This is a genomic window from Streptomyces sp. LS1784 (assembly GCF_020103755.1).
Taxonomy (GTDB): Bacteria; Actinomycetota; Actinomycetes; order Streptomycetales; family Streptomycetaceae; genus Kitasatospora.
Map to the genome: position 1 here is coordinate 1 of NZ_JAHSQD010000139.1, position 16,272 is coordinate 16,272.

At 70.3% G+C, this 16,272-nt stretch carries 20 protein-coding genes; 16 read left to right on the top strand and 4 right to left on the bottom strand.

Annotation, left to right across the window (positions count from 1 at the left end; all coding sequences use genetic code 11):
- The first annotated feature begins 732 nt into the window (after nucleotides 1–732).
- From KS423_RS18060 to KS423_RS18090, 7 genes are all read left to right on the top strand, one after another.
- Nucleotides 733–1,023, top strand: coding sequence for a hypothetical protein (locus KS423_RS18060; RefSeq protein ID WP_224280569.1), 291 nt, complete (start codon nucleotides 733–735; stop codon nucleotides 1,021–1,023).
- The gene (locus KS423_RS18065) at nucleotides 1,020–1,688 is read left to right on the top strand and encodes a hypothetical protein (RefSeq protein WP_224280571.1); all 669 of its coding nucleotides are present in this window, start codon (nucleotides 1,020–1,022) and stop codon (nucleotides 1,686–1,688) included. The genes KS423_RS18060 and KS423_RS18065 overlap by 4 nt, the downstream gene beginning before the upstream one ends.
- A 161-nt stretch (nucleotides 1,689–1,849) precedes the next feature.
- A complete protein-coding gene (locus tag KS423_RS18070; protein WP_224280573.1) occupies nucleotides 1,850–2,662 on the top strand; it encodes a hypothetical protein in 813 nt (270 codons plus the stop codon).
- 355 nt (nucleotides 2,663–3,017) lie between these two features.
- Entirely contained in the window at nucleotides 3,018–3,713 is a 696-nt protein-coding gene (locus KS423_RS18075; RefSeq protein ID WP_224280575.1) for a hypothetical protein, read from the top strand.
- A complete protein-coding gene (locus KS423_RS18080; RefSeq protein WP_224280576.1) occupies nucleotides 3,710–4,390 on the top strand; it encodes a hypothetical protein in 681 nt (226 codons plus the stop codon). The genes KS423_RS18075 and KS423_RS18080 overlap by 4 nt, the downstream gene beginning before the upstream one ends.
- Before the next feature lie 172 nt (nucleotides 4,391–4,562).
- A complete protein-coding gene (locus KS423_RS18085; protein WP_224280577.1) occupies nucleotides 4,563–5,375 on the top strand; it encodes a hypothetical protein in 813 nt (270 codons plus the stop codon).
- A 24-nt stretch (nucleotides 5,376–5,399) separates the two neighbouring features.
- Nucleotides 5,400–6,131 (top strand): hypothetical protein, encoded by a 732-nt coding sequence (locus KS423_RS18090; protein ID WP_224280578.1) that lies wholly within the window; start codon nucleotides 5,400–5,402, stop codon nucleotides 6,129–6,131.
- 110 nt (nucleotides 6,132–6,241) lie between these two features.
- On the opposite strand, the gene KS423_RS18095 is transcribed toward KS423_RS18090, so the two are convergent.
- Nucleotides 6,242–7,438 carry an alpha/beta hydrolase gene (locus KS423_RS18095; RefSeq protein ID WP_224280579.1) on the bottom strand — a complete coding sequence of 399 codons (1,197 nt, stop codon included), beginning with the start codon at nucleotides 7,436–7,438 and terminating at the stop codon, nucleotides 6,242–6,244.
- Between the two features lie 252 nt (nucleotides 7,439–7,690).
- Between KS423_RS18095 and KS423_RS18100 the strand changes: the two genes are divergently transcribed.
- On the top strand, nucleotides 7,691–7,873 hold the full coding sequence (locus tag KS423_RS18100; RefSeq protein WP_224280580.1) for a hypothetical protein: 183 nt from the start codon (nucleotides 7,691–7,693) through the stop codon (nucleotides 7,871–7,873).
- A 96-nt stretch (nucleotides 7,874–7,969) separates the two neighbouring features.
- Here KS423_RS18100 and KS423_RS18105 read toward each other — a convergent pair whose 3' ends face one another.
- The 3 genes from KS423_RS18105 to KS423_RS18115 are packed head-to-tail and all read right to left on the bottom strand — an operon-like array spanning nucleotide 7,970 to nucleotide 9,735.
- Entirely contained in the window at nucleotides 7,970–8,935 is a 966-nt protein-coding gene (locus KS423_RS18105; protein WP_224280581.1) for a hypothetical protein, read from the bottom strand.
- Nucleotides 8,935–9,462 carry a ParA family protein gene (locus KS423_RS18110; protein WP_224280582.1) on the bottom strand — a complete coding sequence of 176 codons (528 nt, stop codon included), beginning with the start codon at nucleotides 9,460–9,462 and terminating at the stop codon, nucleotides 8,935–8,937. The genes KS423_RS18105 and KS423_RS18110 overlap by 1 nt, the downstream gene beginning before the upstream one ends.
- A 51-nt stretch (nucleotides 9,463–9,513) precedes the next feature.
- Complete coding sequence (locus KS423_RS18115; protein WP_224280583.1) at nucleotides 9,514–9,735, bottom strand: AAA family ATPase; 222 nt, start codon at nucleotides 9,733–9,735, stop codon at nucleotides 9,514–9,516.
- A gap of 312 nt (nucleotides 9,736–10,047) precedes the next feature.
- Here KS423_RS18115 and KS423_RS18120 point away from each other — a divergent pair, with 312 nt between their 5' ends.
- The 8 genes from KS423_RS18120 to KS423_RS18155 all read left to right on the top strand — a co-directional run.
- Nucleotides 10,048–10,311: a hypothetical protein gene (locus KS423_RS18120; protein ID WP_224280584.1), complete on the top strand. Its 264-nt coding sequence runs from the start codon at nucleotides 10,048–10,050 to the stop codon at nucleotides 10,309–10,311.
- A complete protein-coding gene (locus tag KS423_RS18125; protein WP_224280585.1) occupies nucleotides 10,286–10,810 on the top strand; it encodes a DUF6879 family protein in 525 nt (174 codons plus the stop codon). Before KS423_RS18120 ends, KS423_RS18125 begins: the two co-directional genes overlap by 26 nt.
- A gap of 25 nt (nucleotides 10,811–10,835) precedes the next feature.
- Entirely contained in the window at nucleotides 10,836–11,684 is an 849-nt protein-coding gene (locus tag KS423_RS18130; RefSeq protein WP_224280586.1) for a helix-turn-helix transcriptional regulator, read from the top strand.
- Nucleotides 11,685–11,951: 267 nt separating this feature from the next.
- Nucleotides 11,952–12,386 carry an ATP-binding protein gene (locus tag KS423_RS18135; RefSeq protein ID WP_224280587.1) on the top strand — a complete coding sequence of 145 codons (435 nt, stop codon included), beginning with the start codon at nucleotides 11,952–11,954 and terminating at the stop codon, nucleotides 12,384–12,386.
- Nucleotides 12,387–12,624: 238 nt separating this feature from the next.
- Nucleotides 12,625–13,758, top strand: coding sequence for a methyltransferase domain-containing protein (locus KS423_RS18140; RefSeq protein ID WP_224280588.1), 1,134 nt, complete (start codon nucleotides 12,625–12,627; stop codon nucleotides 13,756–13,758).
- A gap of 309 nt (nucleotides 13,759–14,067) precedes the next feature.
- The gene (locus tag KS423_RS18145; RefSeq protein WP_224280589.1) at nucleotides 14,068–14,994 is read left to right on the top strand and encodes an endonuclease domain-containing protein; all 927 of its coding nucleotides are present in this window, start codon (nucleotides 14,068–14,070) and stop codon (nucleotides 14,992–14,994) included.
- A 109-nt stretch (nucleotides 14,995–15,103) separates the two neighbouring features.
- A complete protein-coding gene (locus KS423_RS18150) occupies nucleotides 15,104–15,739 on the top strand; it encodes a hypothetical protein (RefSeq protein ID WP_224280590.1) in 636 nt (211 codons plus the stop codon).
- Nucleotides 15,740–15,753: 14 nt separating this feature from the next.
- The coding region (locus KS423_RS18155) for a helix-turn-helix transcriptional regulator (RefSeq protein WP_224280591.1) at nucleotides 15,754–16,272 on the top strand (519 nt) is incomplete at its 3' end.

Here is a 16,272-nt window from a genome sequence, read left to right on the forward strand (position 1 = left end):
GTCAACACCGCCCGCTCCTCCTCGGACAGCAACAACGGCTCCAACGCGGGACCACGACGACGCACCGGAACATCTGGAGAAGGACTCATGAACGATCTAACGACGGATCTCTGGCGCAGGACACTAGCCCGACACCGGCGGTGGTCGATCTTCCAGAGATCGACCACCGCCGGTGCGCGTGAGTGTTAGGCGACAGGCTGTTTTCAGCGCTGGTACGTCAGATCCCCTTCAGCGGCCAGCTCGCCGGGGTGGTGCGGTCACGCCGCTGAAGACGTGTGTCGTTGGGGCTGAAGGCTTCTGTCGTTTTCCGCTGAAGGTTTCGTGTCGTCTGGGATGGCCCGCGAGGCTCGGTGGCCGGTGGCGGCCCGGCCGGGTGGAGCCGAGGCCGGATGCGATGCACCCCCGCTGATTTCTACGCTGGCCTGCAGCCGAACCAACTGCGCCGCGAATGCTTCGAGTTCACCGTCATCGCCGTCGACCTGGCGTCGGCGGCACGGCTCAAGACCGCTGCCGGCAAGCACACACGCCGCTTCACAGGCATGAGCTCGCCCTACTCACCGTCCATGTCCGACACCCTCGCCGCTTCTTCCTCAGCGCCCGCCCGCCGGTACGCCTCAGCAGAGTCCTGGCGCACCGCTCGGACGACATCCGATCGTCCCGCCGAGGGCCAGGCCTTTCATCCTGGCAGCCGTCGACTACCGCAGGCGCGAACCCCGCACCGGCGACTCCTCCATGATCTTCACCAAGTGCTTCGGCCACCGCCTCACCGCACTCACCCTGGACGGCGGCATGCCGATCTCGACGCATGGCATGACGCAGAAACTGGGCCGCCACGGCATCCCGGTTCGCACCGCCCGCAACGCGGCGCTGGCCGCCCTCGCTGCTGATCTCCCCAGCCCGATCCTCGCCGACGTGACCGGGATGCACCGCCACACCGCACTCCGCTGGGTCGCCTACGCCCGACGCGATTGGGCCGAGTACCTCGCAGCTCGGACCGAGGACCAACAGAAGAACAGACGATGACCGACACGACCGGCCACAACGACGGGCGCACGGCCCGAGAAGTACGCGAGTACCTGCTCACCCAGTTGAACGACGCCCTGCGTCGGCCGGGGATGTACGGCGGAGAGACGGCACTCAGGCTCTACCTGGACGCAGTGGCGTTCGCGGACGCCGCCGAGCAGGCATGGCAGCAGGAACTGAAGGACCTGCAAACCCGCCGAGGATCCTTCTCCACCGGCGTGAGCGGAGCCTTTCAAGATCTCTGGGGTGATGCACACGAGGGCGCCGTGGCCTCGGTCTATGCCGAGATCGCATACCGTCAGGGATGGCTGCGACTCGACCGGACTCTCACCTCGGCTGAGCATGACGAGATCCGTCGTGTCAGCGAGACCTGGTGCCGCAAGGACCGTCTCCTCAGCGACGTCGTGACGGCGTTCGGTCCGCCCTCGGTGCTCTTCGGGGGAAACAACCCCAACTACCCGAAGACGCTGGCCTATGCGACCGACCGACGTGACGACACCCTGCTCTGTTTTCACCTCTGGAACGCCTTCGCCCCGAGTCCGAGCTCGTCGTCGGCCTCCGTTCATGCCGAGCCCGTTCTCTGGGCCTTCCGGGACGGCGGCACCCTGTTCACGGACGGCTTCACCTTCACCCCGGAAGGATCCGCCTGTCGGCGTGCGAGCTGAAATGCGGGCGCGGGGGAACTGGGTTGCGAGGCGGTCGGGAGCCGCGGTGGAATCGAGCGGGCTGTGCAGCTGCGGCCCAGACGGGGAGGGATCGGTTCACGGACGGGACGACAGCGCTGGACAGCGTGCTGCAGCAGGCACATGTGGTCCAGGTGAGCTCGGTGAGCGGGTTCGGGGCGGACGGAGAGATCCGGGTGGACCTCTCCGATCCGGCGGAGTCGGCACAGCTCAGGACGGCCATGACCGTGGAATCGCTGCCCGGGTTCCACTGCATGTGCCTCGGGGACGTCCGCTTCGAGGTGTTCGACCGGGACGATGGGCGGCTTGCAGTCGTCGTCCTGCACCACGGGGCGACACTGAGGTGGGGACAGTGGGAGAGCGACGCCGTCCTCGCCGACGGCCGCCTGCTCCTGGCCTGGCTGGACAGGCACGGCATACCCGGCCCCATGCAACAGTTCGAGGCCGACCGGCAACGAGCGGAGGAAGGGGCCGAAGAGAAGCGCAACTGGCTGGCCGCGATGCCCGCCGGACTGGAGGGGCTCGCCGACCGGATCCTCGACCTCTCCCGCACCGGCGGCAGTCCCTCTCCCGAATTGCTCGCGGAACTCACGGACCGACTGCAACTGACGTTCCCCGACCCGGTGGAGCGGGTGCTGGCCCTGCTCGACTGGTACGGCTCCGGCAGCGGGCGCTGCTCTGGCTACCCCGTCCACGAAGGCGTGCCTGGCGAACTGCTCGGCAGGGTGCCGATCGCCGACCTGCTCGCCGGGCTGGCTGACCCGCGGGCCGAGGAGCGGCACGACGCCGGGGCCGTGCGGCATCTGGTGGGTTGGAAGACTCGCCCGCGCCAGAAGCGGGACGTTGCCGGCCTGCCCGAACCGCTGCGCGCCCGATTGCTGGCGCACGCCCGCCACTCTGGAGACTCCGACAAACAGGGCCGCGCAGAACGGTGGTTGGCACCCCCGCGGACCTGAGACCCGCCGGAACGTTCAGCGGCCGACGAAGGCGGCGCGGTCCGCAACAGGGAGGGGACGTGGGCAGCATGGGTTGTAGTAGCCGGAGAGCCACCGAGCCCCCGCCGCACCAAACCCGAGATCAATCGAGGGAATAGTGCACGGTCGGAATAACCCCCTCCCGCCAGTAAACCTGGAAGTCTGCGTCGGCTGCGGGCGCCGCCAGCCGGTCGCCGTCCGGCTCGCCGACGGTGTCCGCTGCCAGAACTGCCGGCCGAAGGAGATCAGGGGGTGCGGGATCTGCGGCCGCACCGCCCCATGCGAGGTCTCCCGGGCAACCGGCCAGCCCTGGTGCGAACGCTGCCAGCAGCGATGGGTGACCTGCAGCGGCTGCGGCACTGTCGCCCAGGCCCGCGGCGGCACCTGGGAGGAACTGTTGTGCGCGAAGTGCACCAACCCCGACCCCGATTTCTGGGGCCGCTGCCCCGCCTGCGCGACCACTTGGCAACTCAGCCCCCGCCCCTGCCAGCGATGTGTCCTCGACCAGAAGGTCCGCGACCTCCTCGGCGACAGCGCCGGAGCCATCAGGCCCGGACTCGCGCCCTTCCACGAGGCGTTGACGAGCGCCGAGCGCCCGGACGTCGCCCTGTCCTGGATCTCCCGCTCCAAGGCCCGGGACCTGCTGGAACGCATCGGCCGCGACGAGCGTCCCGTCACTCACGAGGTTCTCGACGAACTCCCATCGGGCAAGGTGCTGGCTCACCTGCGCAGTGTCCTCGTTGCGACCGGCGCTCTGCCGCCGCGCGACGAACGGCTCGTCGCCCTGGAGAAGTGGATCACCACGACAGTCCAAGCCCGCACGGACCCCACCGAACGCCGGATCCTGCACGGTTACGCGGTCTGGCACCACCTGCGTCGACTTCGCCGCCGTATCGGCGAACAGCACACCACCCAGCTCCAGGACCTCAACGTTCGCTGCCATGTCACTGCGGCCGACAACTTCCTTACCTGGTTCGCTGGTGAAGGACTCACCTTGGGCACTGCACGCAGCCCGACCTGGAACGCTGGATGACCGATCCCGACTTCAGCTACCGCGACGAGACCGGCCACTTCATCCGCTGGTCCGTACAGCATCGCCATGCCCACGGTCTCACCTGCGGCGCCGTCCGCTGGACCGGCCCGCAGGGCACCATCGACAGCGAGAAACGCTGGGCGGACGCACGGCGCCTCCTCAACGACAACGCGCTGCCCACCGCGGACCGCGTCGCTGGCCTGCTGCTGATCCTCTACGCGCAGAAGATCTCCGCCGTCAGTCAGCTCACCGTCGACGACGTCGACATCACTGGCGAGACCGTCGGGATCACCTTCGGAACCTCGCCCGTCATCCTCCCGACCCCGCTGGCCGCCCTGGTCCGCGAGCTCGTCGCGACCCGACACGGCAAGGCCAAGATCGGCACTCCGGACAACGTCCCTTGGCTCTTTCCTGGAGGACAACCCGGCCGTCCGCTCAGCGACAGCCAGCTCGGCATACGGCTTCACAAGATCGGCATCCGGCCCCAACAGGACCGCTCCACCGCCTTGTTCACCCTCGCCGCCGAACTGCCCGCCGCGATCCTCGCCCGGATGCTCGGCATCCACATCCAAGTCGCCGTCCAATGGCAGAAAGCGTCCGCCGGGGACTGGGCCGCCTACGCCGCAGACGTCAGCCGGCGGAACAGCTGGCCCGACCCGAGCGGAAGTGGCACATGACTCCTCATGAACAGCACCTTTGGGTCTGGGGCCGGCCTTCAACGAAGCATCATGCTGAGAATCGCGTCCCACCGCTGAAATGATCACTTCCCGGAAAACCTCCTCGTGTCGGGCGGGATCAGCCCGATATGGTCAGGCACGGACTGGTCGAGCATGGGATACGGGGGCGGCGATGGCGGGAATCCGGGTCGTGGCCTGTCTGCCCGCGGCTGCGCGGGATGACCTCGTCACGGCACTCGGGCAGGCGGTGGCACCGTTCGAGATGTACGCCAACCCGCAGTGGCGGTCTATCTGGGACTGGTGGGCGATCCGCGGAGGCAGTGACGGCAGCGGATTCTCGGCACGCCCCGGGTTCCACGACAGCACGCAGCTGATCCACGACGACCCGCGCAGCGATGGCACGCCGCTTCCAAGCCTGCCCGGGATGTGCGCCGGCGGGCCACGGGGGCTGCTGGACTTGACCGACTTTCGCGCACTCTCGAAGCGGATGGCGACCGTCCGAGCCCGAGCGGGTGATCCGTGGGATCTGTGGCACCGCCTCGCCCCCGAGCATCCGCCGATGCTGCCGTGGTCGACGCTCCGCGCCCGTCACTTCGAGGATCCGCAGGGCTATCCGACGGAGCGGATGTGGGCCGACTTCACGACACAGCCGCTGCTTCAGGCGTTCGTCGCGGATCCGCTCAGTCAGATCCCGGAGCTCGGAGACATCTTGTGGTTGCACAACCAGATCGGCCTTGTCGCCGCACTCGACGGTGACCGGGCGGACTTCGTGCGCCGGGTGACCGCCCGCATCCAGCAACCCGACCTTCTCACGCTCGACGGCTGGTGGATCGAGGACGGAGATTCGCCAGTCCACGGGATCTGCGAGGACTGGGGCACCTGCCCTCACCTGGAGGATGGGTGGCACTACCAACACGACATCGGCGGGTACCTGGACGCGCTTGCCGACGATGTCCTGCTGATCAAGCTCAAGTGCCATGGATGACCGGCCCCTGCTGGTCGCACCGACATGGCATTCGGACAGTTCCAATACCCGACTCCACCATTAGCCCGCCCCGGCGGCGCCCAGGCCGCCCCCCTGCTTGCCGAAGTCGGAAAACTGGAAGCCGAACGCAACAAGGACCTCACCTGGCAGGTCTGGCAGGACTACAAGGCCGGTCGACGACCCGCTGGCCCCGGCGCCAAGAGCCTGCTCGACTTCTTCGCCTTCGTCGACGCCCAAGCCGACCGGGCACCCGGAGCGCCGGCCACCAAGCGCGGGGACCAAGGGGTGATGAACCTTCTTGCCCGGCGGGCGAAGACCCTGCACCTGGGCACCGCGAACTACTGCTGGTTCGCCGACCCCGCCAAGGCCCTGTGCCTGAAACTCGCCGGCACCCCGGCCGCCGACCAGCCCCTGCTGGGAATGTGCGACGCCGCGCGCTGCCCGCAGGCCACCCACCACCCCTGCCACCGGCCCGTCTGGGCCGCCAGCGCCGAGAACAAGAAGGCATTCATTGCCGCGATCGGCCGCAGCCAGCAAGTGGAGAAGACCCGGCTGCAGCAGGAACTAGACCGCGATATGCGCGGTCCTGGCCCAGCGCCTCCAAGCCCAGGAGAAGCAGCTCAAGGAAATCATGGCATTCCGACAGCTGGCCCTCTCCCGGCTCGCCGCTCAGCACCTGGAGATCGAACGTCTACGTGCCCAGTGCGTAACACGGGCGCAGGCCCCCGCCCAAGCGGTCACGCGGCTGCTGCCTAACGCATCCCTGGGGACGGTGACGTCCATCACGTCAGCAGCGATCCCGAGGCGACAGGAAAGCGACAACGCCGGGGGACCCGATACGAGCAGGCCTCGCTGCTAGCGCCTAGCTAGTACTGGAAGAGTACTTCCGGATTGTTCGGCGAGGGGCCGTCCAGCAGCGGACTGTGGATCCCCTTCAGCGTCTGGTCGAAGAACGCTGTCACGTACTCGCGGGTGATCACCACCCCGCGTTCCGGGGAGAGGGGCGGCGTCGGGAACCCGGCCTCCTCCAGAAGCAGGTCCAGGTCGGTGAAGCTGGTGTGGTCGGCGTCGGCGACCGTCAGCCACTTCTTGTAGCCGCCGAGGGCGGCCCAGGTCTGCTCCCACTCGCCGCCGGCCGAGTGGTGGGAAGCGGCCGCACCCAGCATGAGGAACGGCCGGTTGATCTGGCCGGGCATCGGGTCCGGGTGGAAGGAGCCGTCCATGTTCACTCCGGCCCGTACTCGCGGGTCGGCGATCATCGTGGCGGCGGCCGCCGCTCCGCCGAGGGAGTGTCCGGCCATGCCGATCTCGTGCTTGTCGATGAGGTGTGCCAGGGGCCACGCGGTATTGCCATGCGTCAACTGGTCGATCACGAAGGACACGTCCAGCGCGCGGCTGGCGGCGACGGAGTCGAAGTCGAGCGTTTCCGGGTGATCGCAGATCGCGCACGGCGGCGTCTGGCCGTTCGCCAGCGTCTCGCCGCTGTCCTCGTAGGTGTGGCCGACAAGCGCGACGACGTAGCCGTGACTGGCCAGGTCGGTCGCGAGCGAGGTGAGCACCATGCGCGGGTCCTCGTATCCGGGTGAGAGGACCACCAGCGGATACTTGCCGCGTTGCGGCCGCGCGCCGTCGAAGGCGTGAGTGGTGACGCTGGAAAGGTTCTGCGGGGTGACGCCGGAGCTCGCCGGTGTCTTCCGGTGCTGGATGGCTCCGGCTGCCTCGGCGAGGGTCATATAAGGGGCCGGAGTCCCGGTCCCGGGGACGGCCGGGTAGACCATCGTGACGGTCAGTTGGCGGGGGCCGGATGACGGCACCCACGGGTCGGGACGGCTCGCGTCGGTGAGGTGGATGACGTCCTCGCCGGCGGCGTAGGGGCCGGTCGGCGCGGGGAGCGTGCCTTGGAAGGACCGCGGGGGCGCGGCGGCAGCTGTGGCGGCGGTCGCGTGCACGGTGGACGGCGGGGTCGTGGCGGCGAGTCCGGTGCCGGTCGCGGCCACTGATGCGGCGAGACCCAGGATTGCGACAGCGCTGATACGGCGCTTGCGGTTCGAGGTAGTGTTCACGGGCACGATCCTGCCCGGCCCCGCCCTGACGCTCGATCATGCGGGCTTCCGTCTTGAGGGTGGTGCTGGCTACACCCTGAGATCCCCAGCGGCGCGCGAGGTTCCCATCGCCGGCATCGTCGAGCGCCACCTTCGTCTTGGCCTACGGCGAACACGACGCCAAGCCCTACCGCTGGACCTACGACGGCAGCCCACTCCAAGCCGCATGAACCCCCGAAGGATCAACGCGGCGCTGCACTAGTCCTGCGAGACATGTTGCTCGCGGGACACGGGCGTGCCGGAACAAGGACCGAGCGCGGCACCATCCTGGTGACCAACCTCAAACTCGGCGCAGCTGCGTACGTGTGCGACAAGGCCGTCTACTTCAACGGCGACTGGACCGCCACCCTCGCCACCGTCACCCGCGCGATCGGGCTGACTCCGGCCGCCGTCTGACAGCAGTACCCGAAGGGGCCCGTTCCTGGCGTGAGTAGCCAGGAACGGGCCCCTTTTGCGTTTCCGGGTGGACTGGCGCCCGTTACTGTCCGGGGATCAGTCGACGATCTCCGCGTCCACTGGAGCCGCCGCCACTGCTGCTGCGGCCGTCTTTTTGGCGGTCGCCAAGCGCTTGCCGAGACGCTGCAGCTCGATGTCGAGGTCCTCGAGGTGTCGATGGGCTGCGCCCGGGTCGGCCTCCACTGCAGACTTCAACGCGCGAGGGGCAAGCAGTGAGGTCACCCGCTCTCGCAGTACGGCTGCAGAGCGGCTCAGGTCGCGTAGCTGGGCGATACCTGGCTGCTCCTCGTTCCCGAGGTCAGAAATTTCTGACCTCTGCTCGTGAGGGGTGAGGTCAGAAATTTCTGACCCCGCTTTTTGCTCGGGAATGGACGGCGTCGTCAGCTCGGCGGCGAGCTCGACCAGCCTGGCGGCGGTGGGGCGCTTCTTGCCATGCTCGGCCGCTTCGGCGACGCCGCGCTCGACGACCGTGCGGGCCGTCTTCAGGTCATGCGAGGCGATGACCGCAGCCACCGCCTTGCGGGCCGAGGCGCGGCTCAGGTACTGGGTGAGTTCGGGCCCCAGCTCAGCGACCGCCCGCGCCCGAACCGCGTCCTGCATGAGCTCGAAGATGTACTTCTCGTCCACGTCCAGGACTCCGGACGCCCATACAGCGAAGTTCGAGTGGCCGGCGACCACGTGGAGTTCCCGCTCCTGCGCGGTCTCCAGCAGGACGCCCTTGTTGAGCACGACGAAGTCCTCGGCCCGCCGCCCGAGGCCGTCGATCTCGATCAGCCGCTCGGTGACATATTCGAGCTGTTCCTTGGGAGTTCCCGTGATGTCCTCGGCGGTGAGCACCCGGCCGCCCGCGAAGACGCTCGGCGTGCCCTGGGCGTCCACAATCGCCGGCAGCGCAGAGGAGGCAGCCTGCTGCTGCAGCTCAGCGGGCACCGCCGGGTCGACTGCGGAGTCCGGCGCCTTCTTCAGCCGGCTGGTGCCGGCCTGGATCAGCTTGTTGGCCATTACAGGGGTACTCCCGCTGCCGTGAGGATTCGGTCATAGGCACCTGTAAGCGCCTGAGCCTCCTTGCCGGAGGCCGCAGTGATCGGCACGCAGGCAAAACGCGTCTGCTGGCGCACCGAATGCCGGGGAATAGCGAGATCGTCGCGGTACAGATCCCCGTACGTCTCCGCCAGGTAAGCCCCTATGGCGTCCTTCAGGGTGCTGCGCCCGCCGGGAACGATGGAGGGGACGATGCCCACTACCCGCAGGTCCGGGTTCATACCGAGGTCCCTGACCAGCTTGATGGTCGCGAGGGCCTCCTTGGCGCCGATGCGCCCGTCCTCGTCGAGGGTCGCCGGGATGATCACATCGGTCGCTGCGACGAGGGCCGAGGTCACGAGTTTGCCGCCAGCGCGTGGCGGCAAGTCGAGGACGCCGACCGAGCCAGGCTTTATGGCACCTTTCAGAGCAAGCCGCAGGCGGAACTCCAGTCCGACAGCGACGTTGTCAGTCTCCCGGTTGGCAAGGGCGCGCTCCGCTGCGATCACCTGGACTCCCGGCCACGCGTCGGACGCCGGGGCGAAGGCTTCGGCGGCCAGTCAGGTCTCGCCCTGGGGGTCGAGGGCGAGCAGGTCGTTCATGCTGAAGGCCGGGGCCTCGTCTTCGGGGATGCCAAGCTCAGCGGTGAAGGTGCCGCGGGGGTCGAGGTCTCCGGCAACGACGTCCAGGTTTCGCTTGCGGGCGGCGGCTGCAAGGCCGGCTGCCAAGGCGCTTTTGCCGACGCCGCCCTTCTCGCTGTAGACCGCGATCACTCTGCTCATGCCCGGTCCCTCTGACCGTCGAATGCCCAATACACGGAAGGCAGGCTATCTGGGGCGCAGTGGCCCGAAGAACACCACGGGCGTGTCATCGCATTTCCGCCTACTGCCAGCACGGCGACCGGGGACGGGCAGACCAGTCGGGTCGAGCGCGCGTTGGGACCGGTCCTGTGGTCCTGGCAGGCGAACGGCGAAGTCCGGCAGCAGTCGGCTTGCAGGGATTGTCTCTATGCTTCCTCGCGCCCTTGACGGGCCGTCACCTGTAGGTGGGGCGTCGTGCAAAACTGCGCAACCGACTTGGTACGGGAGGGCATCATGACGCTACGGTTCGCCGGGGTGGATCCCAACACCGGCAAGGACGAGAGCCCGATGGTGTGGGTGGACGACGAGCAGAGGGAGTTGGTCGTCCAGGGCCTCAAGCCCGGCGAGGAGCTCCTGACGGAGATCGGGACGACCGAGTGGGTGCCCGGCCACTCCGTCGGTACCCCCGACCACGAGAACGTGACCCGCATCCCGCTGCGCATGGCGGCGATCATCAGGAAGGCGCTCGACGATGCAGAACGTGACGGCCTTCTCTGAGCTGCTGGCCGGCGCCCGGCACTCCGCGGTGCACCTGGAGATGCGCGACTCCTACGGCATCGTCGGCGAAGCCGAGGAGTTCGAGCAGTTCCAGCGGACCGGCGTGCACCCGGACCTCGATCCCGAGGGCGCGGGCTGGTCCGGCTGGGTGTCGATGATCCGGGCCGCCGTCGCCCGCGGTGTCGTGGTGCGCCGCGCCCGGATCGTCTCCGAGCCGGTCACCGAGTACATCCGCTACGAGCACGCCGGGACCGTGGTCAACCTCGCGGCCGGCGAGCAGGTCCGCTGGCTGCCGCGACGCCGGGCCTCCGACCTCGCGCTACCCGGGAACGACTTCTGGCTGTTCGACGGGACGATCGTGCGCTTCAACCACTTCACCGGCGACGGGGCCTCCGGCGGGCCGGAGATGTGCGAGGACCCCGTCGTCGCCAAGCTCTGCGCGGACGCGTTCGAGGCGGTCTGGGAGCGCGCCGTCCCGCACGAGCAGTACACCGTCTGACGCCCCGGACCGGACGACCAGCTCCATGCCCGCATCCCCTTCCTCCAGCGCCCAGGAAGCCCGCCTGGCCGTCGCCGCGCGGCTGCGCGAGATCATGCAGGACGCCGGTCTGCAAGGGCAGGAGCTGGCCGCCCGGTGCGGCTGGAACGGCGCCAAGACCTCCCGCATCATCAACGCCAAGACCGCGCCCTCGGACGCCGACATCCGCACCTGGTGCCGGGCCTGCGGCGCCGACGACCAGGCCGAGGACCTGATCGCCGCCAACCGCGCCGTGGACTCCATGTACGTCGAGTGGCGCCGCCTCACCCGCACCGGCCTGCGCCGCCTCCAGGAATCCGCAGCGCCGCTGTACGAGCGAACCCGGCACTTCCGCTCCTACTCCTCCCGCGTCGTGCCGGGCGTCCTGCAGACCGAGGCCTACGCCACCGCGCTGCTCGCCACGGTGGCCGACTTCCGCCGAACCCCCAACGACGTCGCCGAGGCCGTCAAGGCGCGCCTGGCCCGCTCCCGCGTCGTGCGCACCGGACACCACCGCTTCGCGATCCTGGTGGAGGAGTCCGTCCTCTACTACCGTCTCGGGACCGTCGAGACGATGGCCGAGCAGCTGGAGCACCTGCGGGCCGCCATGGCGCTGCCGGCCGTCTCGCTGGGCGTCATCCCGTTCACCGCGCAGCGCACCATGTGGCCGGTGGAGACGTTCAACATCTTCGACGACGCCGAGGCCGGGGTGGAGCTGCTGTCCGCCCAGGTGACCGTCACCACGCCCAGCGAGCTCACGCTCTACGCGAGCGCGTTCGACCGGCTCAAGGACTTCGCGGTCTACGGCGCGCAGGCACGGGCCCTGATCGCCCGGGCCACTGACTCCGTGGGCTGAATTCCTGCAAACGCGTGCAAACGCGTTGAGGGTCCGGCCGGTCACTCCCTACCGTCGATCCGTCGCCCGTAGTGACGGACCGGACACCCGGACGTTGCCTGGGGCGGGCGGCGAGTTGGGGCCGCTGCGTGGGCCCGCCCCCCCCGTCGGGTCCGCGCAGCCGTCACCGCCGACGAGAGAGCGGAGTACCGCCGTGGCCGCGCACCCCATACCCCGCCCACCGGCTACGGCCGCACCTGGGCGGCGCCGGCGGGTGCGGGGTGCCCGGTGACCGCAGCCGTCGAGACCCCCACACGGCCCGAGGCCGCCGACCGTGCGAAGGCGCTGCTGCCCTACGAGCCGCAGTCCGCCGCCAAGGCCCGCCACCTGGTGCGCACCACGCTGCGCGGCTGGGAGCTGGATGACCTGGTCGAGGCCGGCGAACTCATCGTCAGCGAGCTGGTCGGCAACGCCGCGAAGACCGGGTGCCGGCGCCGGATGACGGTCACCGTCGAGCGTGTCACCGGCCGGTGTGTGCGGATCAGCGTCCGCGACGGCTCCCGTGCCCTGCCCTGCCTGATCGAGGCGGGCTCCGCGGCTGAGTCGGGTCGCGGCCTGGCCTTGGTCCACCGCCTGACCGGCGGGCACTGGGGCGCGACATTGGAGACGTTCGGCAAAACCGTGCACGCGGATCTGCGCACCCGCCCTCCCGGCCCGGCGTAGGCGCAACAGTGTGCCCCGGTGCGCCGGGGCGCCCCTCTACTCCTCCCCGGGCCCCGGGAGGGCACCATCACAGCGACGACAAGGAGGTCGGCATGGACATCGACGGAGGCCACGGCGGCGGAGGCTCGGGCGGCGGTGGCGGTGAGGGGGACGGGCACCCGGGCACCCCGTGGACGCCGCCGTCCGACCCGCCGTCCCCGGATGGCACCACACCGCCCGGAGACGGGGGACACCGCAAGTGACGCTCGCACCTGAGCAGGAGGACCGCCCCGCGCCGGGGCGGTCCTTCCCCGTCGCCGACGCGTGGGCGCCGGCCTTCGACGCCGTCCCGCGCTCGCTGTTCCTGCCGGACCTGATCTGGGCGCACGACATGGCCACCGGGAAGAGCCGGCCCCTGGCACGGGCCGAGGACGAGCAGGGCTGGCTGGCGGCGGCCGCCTCGGACATCCCGATCGTCACCCAGTGGGACGACGGCGAGCACCAGGGCGCCGAGCCCGGCACGGTGCCCACCAGCTCCGCCTCGATGCCCTCCCTGGTCGCCTCCATGCTGGAGGACCTGAAGGCCGAGCCGGGGATGCGGGTACTGGAGCAGGGCACCGGCACCGGCTGGAACGCCGCGCTGCTCGCCCACCGGCTCGGCGACGCGAACGTGACCACGGTCGAGATCGACGCCGCCGTGTCCGCCCAGGCCCGCACCGCACTCGAGAACGCCGGCTACCGGCCGACCGTCGTCTGCGCGGACGGCGCGCTCGGCCACCCGCCCGGCGCCCCGTACGACCGGATCACCGCGACCTACGGGCTGCGGGAGATCCCGCAGGCGTGGATCGGGCAGACCCGGCCCGGCGGGCTGATCCTGGCGCCGTTCGGCACCCACTACTCCAACGCCGACGCCCTGGTCCGCCTCACCGTCCACGGCGACGGCACCGCGTCCGGCCCGTTCCTCCAGCCGGTGGAGTTCATGAAGATGCGCTCCCAGCGCCTGCGGTGGCCGCAGAACCCGCCGGACGGCGGCACCGTCGCCGAGACCACCACCACCGCCGTCCTGCCGCCGCACGGCAAGTTCGACCCGTTCCCGCTCGCCGCCGGCCTGCGCCTGCGCGACGTCGTCCACGCGATCCAGCCGCACGACGACGGCGCCCGCACCCTGTGGCTCTACTCCCTCACCACCCCGGCCTGGTCGGCGACCACCTTCCGCGACGGTGAGGACGCGCACCTGGTCCGCCAGTACGGCGGCCGCCGCCTGTGGGACGACTTCGAGCGCACCCTCGCCTGGTGGCACGGGGCGGGCGAGCCCGGCATCGAGCGTCTCGGACTGACCGTCACCCCGGACGGTTGGCACGCCTGGCTCGACGAACCCGCCCAGACGATCTGACTGGACAGCCGGCGCCCCGAGCCTGCCTCGCGGTGCCGGACCCATCGCCGAACGACCCCACACCCGTGCGAGCTGCGCCCTGCCGTCGCCCCCGTCGCCCCGGGCTGCTCCGCCGGGCCCGATTCCGGTCAGGGGCGCGGCCGGCGATAGCGAGACAGTTCGGCCCGGGCGCCCTGGTGGTGCCCGGGCTGAGCCATCTCGCTGATCGGCCCCGCAGCCGGTCGGGTGACGTGCTGTCGGTGCCGCCTGCGACCGTGGCGACGGACAGTTCGATCACGTCACTGGAGGTGAAGCGTGGACTATCGCCGGATGTCACCCGAGGCGAAGGCCGCGTACCTGGCGGAGCGTCCGCGCTGCGAGCTGCGGTGCGGGCGGGCCTCCGCGCAGGTGGACCACGACCACGCCACGGACGAGGTACGGGGAGCTCTCTGCCGGCGCTGCAACTCCCGGCTCGGATCGCTGGAGGCGGCGCTGCGCCTGCCGGGCGGGGAGTTTCAGAGCCTGGCGGGCGATCTGCACCGGGCGCTGTGGCGTGACGGGTCGGCGAACCTGGCCGGGTACCGCGGGGATTTCGCCTACCTCGGCCTGACCATGAAGGAGTACACCGCCCGTCTGCGCAAGGTGCACGAGCTCCTGGTGCTGCCCTACGTCTACTGGGCCCAGGTGACGGCCGAGCCGTTCGGCCGTGGGACGGCGTGGACGAAGATCGGTCCGCTGTGCGACGACACCGAGGCCCGGCGGCACCTGACCCGGCTCGTGAACAACACACCGCCGCCCCACCTGTGGGTGTCGATGACCCGGGAGCCGGATGACGGGCTCAACAGCCCGGCGCCGCGGGCCCTGGTCGCGGCGGCCGGCCGGACCGAGGGGGCGAAGGAAACCTACCTCGCCCTGCGCCGGGAGCTGATCGACATGAGCGGCTACGAGGCGAAGTGCCGCGACTTCGCGGACCTGGCGGTGCCTGTGCTGCTGTCCAGGCCGCTGACCCTGCGGCAGGTCCGGGACGCGCACCACGACCCCCGCGTCGCCATGCCGCGTACCCGTGAACAGCTGCGGACCCTGATCGGGGACCAGTACGGCGCCGGCTGGCTGGACTTGGCGGTGCGGATCGTGTTGGAGGACTTGGGCGACGACCTGCCGGACGCGAGGTGGGGGGTGCCGAGCCGGGCCCGGCACCACTGGCTGGTGCTGTTCGCCCACTGGCGTGATCGGCGGGCCGCCCCGCAGGCGGTCTGACACGAGCCAGGCGAGGGGCGCGCGGCAGTGCCGCGGCCCTTTCCCTTTTGAACTCTCAAAGGCGACTGGTGTAGCATTTGGTTATGTCCTACTGTTTGGGGGTTGTCCCGTGAGGATCAGCATTGGTGGTGAGCGGGTCGAGGTGCATGACGACCTCGCCCGGGCGCTGCTCGCGGTGCTGCGCGGTGAGCGGTTGGTGGAGCCGCCGCAGGCCTCCACCTTCGACGACCTGACCGCCCTGGTGGCCTGCATCAGCCGCGTCACCCAGCACCTGAGCGTGGTGAAGGAGCTGGCGATGTCCCGCGCGGACGCCAGCGACAGCTACTCCAACCGGCGCGCCCTGGGCATCGCGGCTGCCATGGCGCCCTCGCAGCTGGGCCGGGTCCTGGAGGGCCACGGATTGCCGCGCGACCGCCGCGTCGGTGGCGTGGACCTGGCCGTCGCCTTCCGCACCACCGACGATGGCGTCCTGCACCTGGCCGCCGAGGAAGAGGTGGCCGGCCTGCCCTCGTTCGCCCTGCCGTTCAACCCCGCGCAGGGCGTGGTGGAGCCGACGGAGTTCGCCGGCCGGGAGCTGCTCGTTTACTACCGGCCCCAGGTCCCGATCGCGGTGGCCGACCTCGGACGCACCGCCGGCTACACCCTGCGCCCCGAGCAGGGCCCGATCGCCTGCCTCACCGAAGCGGTCTTCGACGCCCTGTTCGGCGACCCCCGGATCGACCCGACCCGACCCAACGGACGCTGAGGAGACCGACCCTGATGTCCGACGACCTGTTCAACTCCGTCGACGCCCTGCTGGCGGCCGTGAACACCGGCCTGCCGCTCCCCGCCGAGCGGGTGCGGCTGCGCCTGGCGGCCGGGCTGACGCCCGCGCAGATCGGCGCGGCTCTGCGGGTGGACTCGGCCCTGGTGAAGGGCTGGGAGGACGGCAGCGCCGTTCCGGGCCCGGACATCGCCCCGGCCTACGCGCGGCTGCTGGAGGGCCTGGCCGCGCGCTTCCCCGCCGCCACGCCGTCCCCGGCCGTGCCGCAGGCGTTCACCGGCCCGGCGCCCGCCCAGGACACCGCCGACGGCCTGGTCGTCCCGCTGCTCGACCAGAACCCGGACGGCTCGCTGGTGATGGCCGAGGCCGCGCCGTGCGTGCAGTGCGGCCAGCCCTCCGTCTACCGCGCCCAGGGCCGCCCGATGCACCTGGGCGGGTTCTGCCGCCCCGCAGCCCCGGCGCCCGAGGCCGCTGCGGCCCTCACCCAGCAGCTGACCCCGGCTCCGGCGGACCAG

Excerpts from the sequence above, each read along its gene's own strand:
- KS423_RS18065 (WP_224280571.1), top strand. The coding sequence starts at position 1,020 with ATGACCGACACGACCGGCCACAACGACGGGCGCACGGCCCGAGAAGTA.
- KS423_RS18125 (WP_224280585.1), top strand. The coding sequence starts at position 10,286 with ATGCAGAACGTGACGGCCTTCTCTGAGCTGCTGGCCGGCGCCCGGCAC.
- KS423_RS18120 (WP_224280584.1), top strand. The coding sequence starts at position 10,048 with ATGACGCTACGGTTCGCCGGGGTGGATCCCAACACCGGCAAGGACGAG.
- KS423_RS18080 (WP_224280576.1), top strand. The coding sequence starts at position 3,710 with ATGACCGATCCCGACTTCAGCTACCGCGACGAGACCGGCCACTTCATC.
- KS423_RS18130 (WP_224280586.1), top strand. The coding sequence starts at position 10,836 with ATGCCCGCATCCCCTTCCTCCAGCGCCCAGGAAGCCCGCCTGGCCGTC.
- KS423_RS18100 (WP_224280580.1), top strand. The coding sequence starts at position 7,691 with ATGTTGCTCGCGGGACACGGGCGTGCCGGAACAAGGACCGAGCGCGGC.
- KS423_RS18090 (WP_224280578.1), top strand. The coding sequence starts at position 5,400 with ATGGCATTCGGACAGTTCCAATACCCGACTCCACCATTAGCCCGCCCC.
- KS423_RS18105 (WP_224280581.1), bottom strand. The coding sequence starts at position 8,935 with ATGGCCAACAAGCTGATCCAGGCCGGCACCAGCCGGCTGAAGAAGGCG.
- KS423_RS18145 (WP_224280589.1), top strand. The coding sequence starts at position 14,068 with ATGTCACCCGAGGCGAAGGCCGCGTACCTGGCGGAGCGTCCGCGCTGC.
- KS423_RS18085 (WP_224280577.1), top strand. The coding sequence starts at position 4,563 with ATGGCGGGAATCCGGGTCGTGGCCTGTCTGCCCGCGGCTGCGCGGGAT.
- KS423_RS18060 (WP_224280569.1), top strand. The coding sequence starts at position 733 with ATGATCTTCACCAAGTGCTTCGGCCACCGCCTCACCGCACTCACCCTG.
- KS423_RS18115 (WP_224280583.1), bottom strand. The coding sequence starts at position 9,735 with ATGAGCAGAGTGATCGCGGTCTACAGCGAGAAGGGCGGCGTCGGCAAA.